Raw genomic sequence first — 5,920 nt, forward strand, 5'->3', positions numbered from 1 at the left:
AGGATGTGCTGGGAAAAGTGATTCTGATAATCAGAGCAGGAAGATAAAGGGTTGGAGGAGTACGGAATATGAGCCATTTTAGATTACATACGAAATCGAAGGGGATAAGGCGGCAGAATGTCCTGATCATGGGAATCATCTGTGTCCTGGCGGCAGCAGCGGCCGGCTACGGAATCCACAGCATGGGGACGGCCCGTGCCAAGAGCCGGGAGACCGTGCTGATCTATACGGAGGAGGAGCTGGAGCAGTATCTGCTGGACAGGGAGAGCGAAGAGTACAATCTGAATGGAAGATACCGTCTGGAAGCGGACCTGGAGCTTGGGTGGATGGAAGAGTCCATCGGGAGTAACCTGGAGCCGTTCACCGGAACTTTTGACGGAAACGGGCATGTGATAAACGGCTTGGAGAGACCGTTATTCGGCGTGATGAAGAGGGCGGAGGTGGAGAATCTGTTCTTGAGCGGAGCGGTAATCAGCCATCCGGTACTCTATCATGACGGGGAGAGCTATGTGGACGGATACGCCGGGCTGGCCGGATATGCGGTTGATTCGGTGATCAAAAACTGTGGAGTGGGCGGAGAAATCCATATGGCGACGCCGATGGAAGCGGAGTATCTTCTGGAGAAGGCCAGCCCGTCCGATGCGGATGAGGAGAGGGGGCCAGGGATGCAGGAGAATCCCGGCGGACAGATGCCGTCCGGCCAGGAAAGCAGCGGGCCGGCAGGGCCTGGAGTGGGGCAAGAGACGGAGTCAAAAGCAGAAACGGAATCAGAGTCAGAGTTAGAAGCCGGCCCCGGCGTCGAGACAGAATCGTCTCAGCCATCCAAGCCGGAATCCACTCAGCCAGTTGAAACGGAATCGGCACAGGCATCCGAGGCAGAATCGACACACTCATCTGAGCCGGAATCCACCCAGCCAGCAGAAACGGAATCGACGCAGGCAACCGAGGCGGAATCGACACGCCCATCTGAGATGGAACCGCCCCAGTCATCTGAGCCGGAATCTACCCGGCCAGTAGAGCCAGATGAGAATGGAACGCCGGAGACTTCCCCTGGAAATGAAAATGAGGCGGAGACAGGAAACAGCACTGGGCAAGGGACAGCGCTCCCTAACGAAGGAAATACGAGCGAAGCAGTGACGAAACCGGAAGGTGAAACGTCCTCATCTTCGACACAGAGACCGGAAACCGGGACAACAGGCAGTAACACGGATGATGATAATACAACGGACGGCAGTGGGAGAAACAATGGTGGAATTGTCAGAGATATCGGAGAAACATTGTCCAGCGCGGCAATTGCCGAAACCGTCGGATACCGCTCCGTCACCCGCCAAAATCTTGCAATGAAAGCGGCCTCTATCGTAGATATAAACACAGAAGAATTCCCCCAAGCCAGCCCACCTGACGCGGAAGAGGCCACGAAACCCACAGCCCCCGCCACAGCAACACCATCAAATACATTACCACCGGAACAATCACCGGAGAACAATCAGGAAACCGGCTCCGCAGCCACCCAGGAATCTGCCCCTCCCATAGAGGAACCGCAGTATATCGGCAATCCAAACGGAGACCTCTATATCCTGGTGACAGCCGAATCCATTGTCTCTGGCGGTCTGATAGCGCAAGCAGCGGGGGAAACCATGGTATCCAACTGCTTTACCTTCCTCACAGCCGGTTCGGAAGAGACAGGAGTCCCCACCTGTGCAGGCGGTCTGGCAGGCATCCTGGGAGAACATACCAGAGTCGAGAACAGCTATTCCTCCGGCATGCTTGACAGCCATGAAATATCGGCAGGCTTTGCGGCGGTCAACGACGGAATCATTCAAGACTGCTATTCAACCGTGGTAATCGGAAACTCGGGAGCCACCCGCGGTGCCTTCATAGCTGCCGGAAACGGGGAATTGAATGGCTGCGTTTATGACAGACAGATTGCCTGTACATCGGAAGAAGATTCACAGCTGGTACAGATGGAGCAGGAAGGCGAAGGCATTTCCCTGAAAGGTTTTGACACGATTCAACTGTCAGGGACTGCCCCTCAAATTCCGGGGGAATGGTATACCACCGAGCATGCATACCCGCAGATAACCTGCTTTGCCTCCAGTGAACATGAGACCATCAGGGAATATTCCAAAGTATCCGTCATTACCCTGATTTTACCCTCGGGAACGAGTCTTGAGGATGTGGTGGAAGAAAATAGTGTGGTGCTGCCATCCTCCATTGACGGAGAGGAAATCCGCTGGGAAGCGGAGGAGGGAGGTATTATCGATGAGCAGAACCGTATCCAGATCGGTTCCGGTGTGACCGTATCCAGAAATCAGGCGCCAAGAACAGCCTCTTCCCTGGCGGAACCGGACTCCACAAAAAATGAGGAGGAAGGCGCCGACAGCACAACCGACGGTGAAGCGTCCGATAGCAATACCTCATCCACCAAAATCCAGTTAAAAGCAACCCTCGGCTCACTCACCCGGAATTTTACATTCAACGCGGCCGCCAGGGCAGCATCCGCCGATACAACATGGGGAACGGTAGGGGAAGCAATCTACAACGGCACTGTGACAGGAACCGATTATAAACCGGTCAAAAATGCGGCGGGAGAATACGAAATCAAAACACCGGAGGCGCTGGCCTGCTTTTCCTATATGGTAAAAACAGTCCCGGAAGAAAGAGCGGCCAGCGCAAAACTCATGAATGATATTGATTTATCGGGAACAGCAAATAACTGGACCACCACGAGCCTTGAATGGAAGCCGATTGGAGTCGGAGATGAAAGCACGGCATTTACAGGAACCTTTGACGGTGGCAATCACAAGATTCATAATCTGACCATAACGGACCCGGCGGGCAACCCGGAAGCATTGGGAGCATTGGGATTATTTGGATACATTAATGGCGCCACAATAAAGGGAGTTATATTGGTAGATTTGAATATTTCTGTGGCCGACAGTAAATGGGTCGATACAGATGATGCCAGGTATCCGGCAGGAATTGTGTCGGTTGGTTATGGGAATTATCTGATTACAGAATGCGGGGTTGAAAGTGGAAGTGTAAAGGGAACATCTAATGCCGGCGGTATCCTGTGTAGCAGCCGTTCCTTTGGAACAATCAGTAAATGTTATAACAAAGCAGCAGTTTCATCAATGACTGGTGTAGCACATACTACGGCTGGCGGGATTGTATCCAGAGGACAGTATGGACAGGTTACACAATGTTACAATATGGGAGTGATTACTTGTGACAGTGGGCAGGTGGATACCCATGTAGGCGGAATATGGGGATTTATCATGCCTGAAACCAGAAATGTCCGCATTAAAAATTGTTATAACACCGGCAGTGTCAGCGCCTATACAGATTCTGATGCAATAACGATCAACCGGGCTTCCGTGACAGACTGCTTTTATTTAATTAATTCCGGAAATGGTGTCACTGGGGCGGCTGCGGTATCCGATTCCGTAATGAAAACCTGGTCTTTTGCCTATCAGTTAAATGGCTGGACCGTGGACGGTGGGTGGAAATACAATCCTGATGATTATCCCTCATTTGGCCCATTGTCCTGCGACTGGGAGAAGGTAGGGGAAGCAATTTACAACGATACCGTGACAGGAACCGATTATAAACCGGTCAAAAATGCGGCGGGAGAGTACGAAATCAAAACACCGGAAGCGCTGGCCTGTTTTTCCTACATGGTAAAAACAGTTCCGGAAGAAAGAGCGGCCAGCGCAAAACTCATGAACGATATTGATTTATCGGGAACAACAAATAACTGGACCACCACAAGCCTTGAATGGCAGCCGATTGGAGTCGGAGGTGAAAGCACGGCATTTACAGGAACCATTGACGGCGGCAATCACAAGATTCATAATCTGACTATAACTGATGGGATGTACGGTCCGGGAGCATTGGGATTATTTGGATACATCAATGGCGCTACAATAAAGGGAGTTACATTGATTGATGTAAATATTTCTCTGAACGACAGTAAATGGGTAGATAAAAGCGAAGCTGCGTACGCAGCTGGAATTGCAGCAATCGGATATGGTGATTATCTGATTATTGAATGTGGGGTTGAAAGTGGAAATGTATGGGGTGTAGCCAATGCTGGCGGTATCATGTGTGATAGCCGTTCTTTTGGAACGATTAGTAAATGTTATAACAAAGTAGATTGTTCCGCACTAGCTGGTTTAGCACATACTACGGCTGGCGGTATTGTATCCAGAGGACAGTATGGACAGGTAATACAATGTTACAACACGGGGACGGTCACCTGTGAGAGGACCCAGCCGGATACACATGCAGCCGGAATATGGGGATTCGCAATAGCGCAAGCCAGAGATGTACGCATCAGCAATTGTTATAATACCGGCAGTGTCAGTGCCCAGACAGATTCCTGGGCAATAGCAGCTCCCAGCAAGATGTCCATGTCAGACTGCTATTATCTGATTAATTCCGGAAATGGTGGCACAGGTACGACTGCGGTATCCGATACTGCAATGAAAACCTGGTTTTTTGCCTACCGGTTAAATGGCAGGACGCTGGACGGCGGATGGAAATACAACCCGGATGATTACCCCTCTTTTGGTCCTCTGACCGCTTGTGACTGGGAGAAAATTGGGGAAGCGCTGGAAAGCGGTCAATTGCCCTCAAGTTACACAAAACCTTTAGGAGACGGAAACGAATCCAGCCCATACAGCATTAACAATGCGGAACAGTTCGCCTGGTTTGCCTATCAGGTCAATCACGGGACGGACCAGGCGTTGTGTGCCAGACTGGAAGCGGATATCGACCTCTTCGGGGGCAATTATACCGGAACGGTTTCTGCAAGCACAGATGTCAATATGGACGATGCCCTGCAATGGATACCGATTGGCAGTACAGGGAAAGTCTACAAGGGAACACTGGATGGAAATGGACATGTGATTCAAAATCTGGCAATCACAACCAGTCTGGCATGGCAGGGAGTCGTTGGCGTGCTGGGAGATGGAGCGGTTGTGAAGGACATAGGCGTTGCAACCGGAAAACTGTCGCTGGGCGGTGAAGCGGGAGCGGCCCTGGTGGGGGAAGCTGCTGGCACAGGAACAAAGATTTTGAGGTGCTGGAATGAAGTGGACATAACTGGCAATGCCGCCATTCACGGAGGCATTTTAGGAAAATATTCAGGCAGCAGCTTATTAGTGGATGGCTGCTGGAATACTGGAAATGTCAGCGCTGTGGGAGTGAATGACATTGGTGGAGTAGTTGGAAAAGCAATGGAAACTTCCCAGGGACTGACCGTTCGTAACTGTTATAACATGGGTAATGTCTCCGGCAGAAATTACGTGGGAGGCGTTGTGGCAACGCTGGCCGGGAGCGGACATAAAGTGTCCAATTGCTACAATACCGGAACGGTCAGAATCACAGAGGGAAGTGCCGTAGGCGGAATTACAGGGACAAATGCAGCAAATCCCAGCCCTGCAAACTGCTATTATCTGGAAGGCGCAACTGGTGGCAGTGGTGCGGTGGCTCTTACCGATAAGCAGTTAAGGTCCTGGGGAGCGGCCTTTGCCCTGAATGGATATCAACTGTCGCAGAGCACAGGAATATCCTGGACTTATCACCCGGACAAAAGCAGCTATCCGACGATATCCGTGGATGGGCTTCCGGTGCCGGACTGGGAGATGGTGGGGGAGGCCCTGGATTACGGACTGCTTCCGTCGGACAAGACAAAACCGACGGGCAGTGGAACTTCGAGCAGCCCTTACCAGATAAAGGAGCCGGAGCAGATGGCCTGGCTGGCTTACCAGGTTAACAGCGGCACACAGACTGATGCCTGTGCCACACTTCTCAACAACATCGACTTAACAGGAACCGCCTACACCGGAACTTCCGGGGCGCCACTTCCCTGGATTCCTATCAGTAATTACAGCGGAGCTTTTGGCGTCAAGAATAC

Annotated in this window: 1 protein-coding gene; it reads left to right on the forward strand. The window is 51.6% G+C overall.

Annotated features, from left to right (window positions below):
• Positions 1-68: 68 nt before the first annotated feature.
• Positions 69-5,920: hypothetical protein (locus HMPREF9473_RS08885; protein WP_006779751.1), on the forward strand; the 5,852-nt coding region annotated here is incomplete at its 3' end.

Origin of the sequence: Hungatella hathewayi WAL-18680 (assembly GCF_000235505.1) — a bacterium.
GTDB classification, from domain to species: Bacteria; Bacillota; Clostridia; order Lachnospirales; family Lachnospiraceae; genus Hungatella_A; species Hungatella_A hathewayi_A.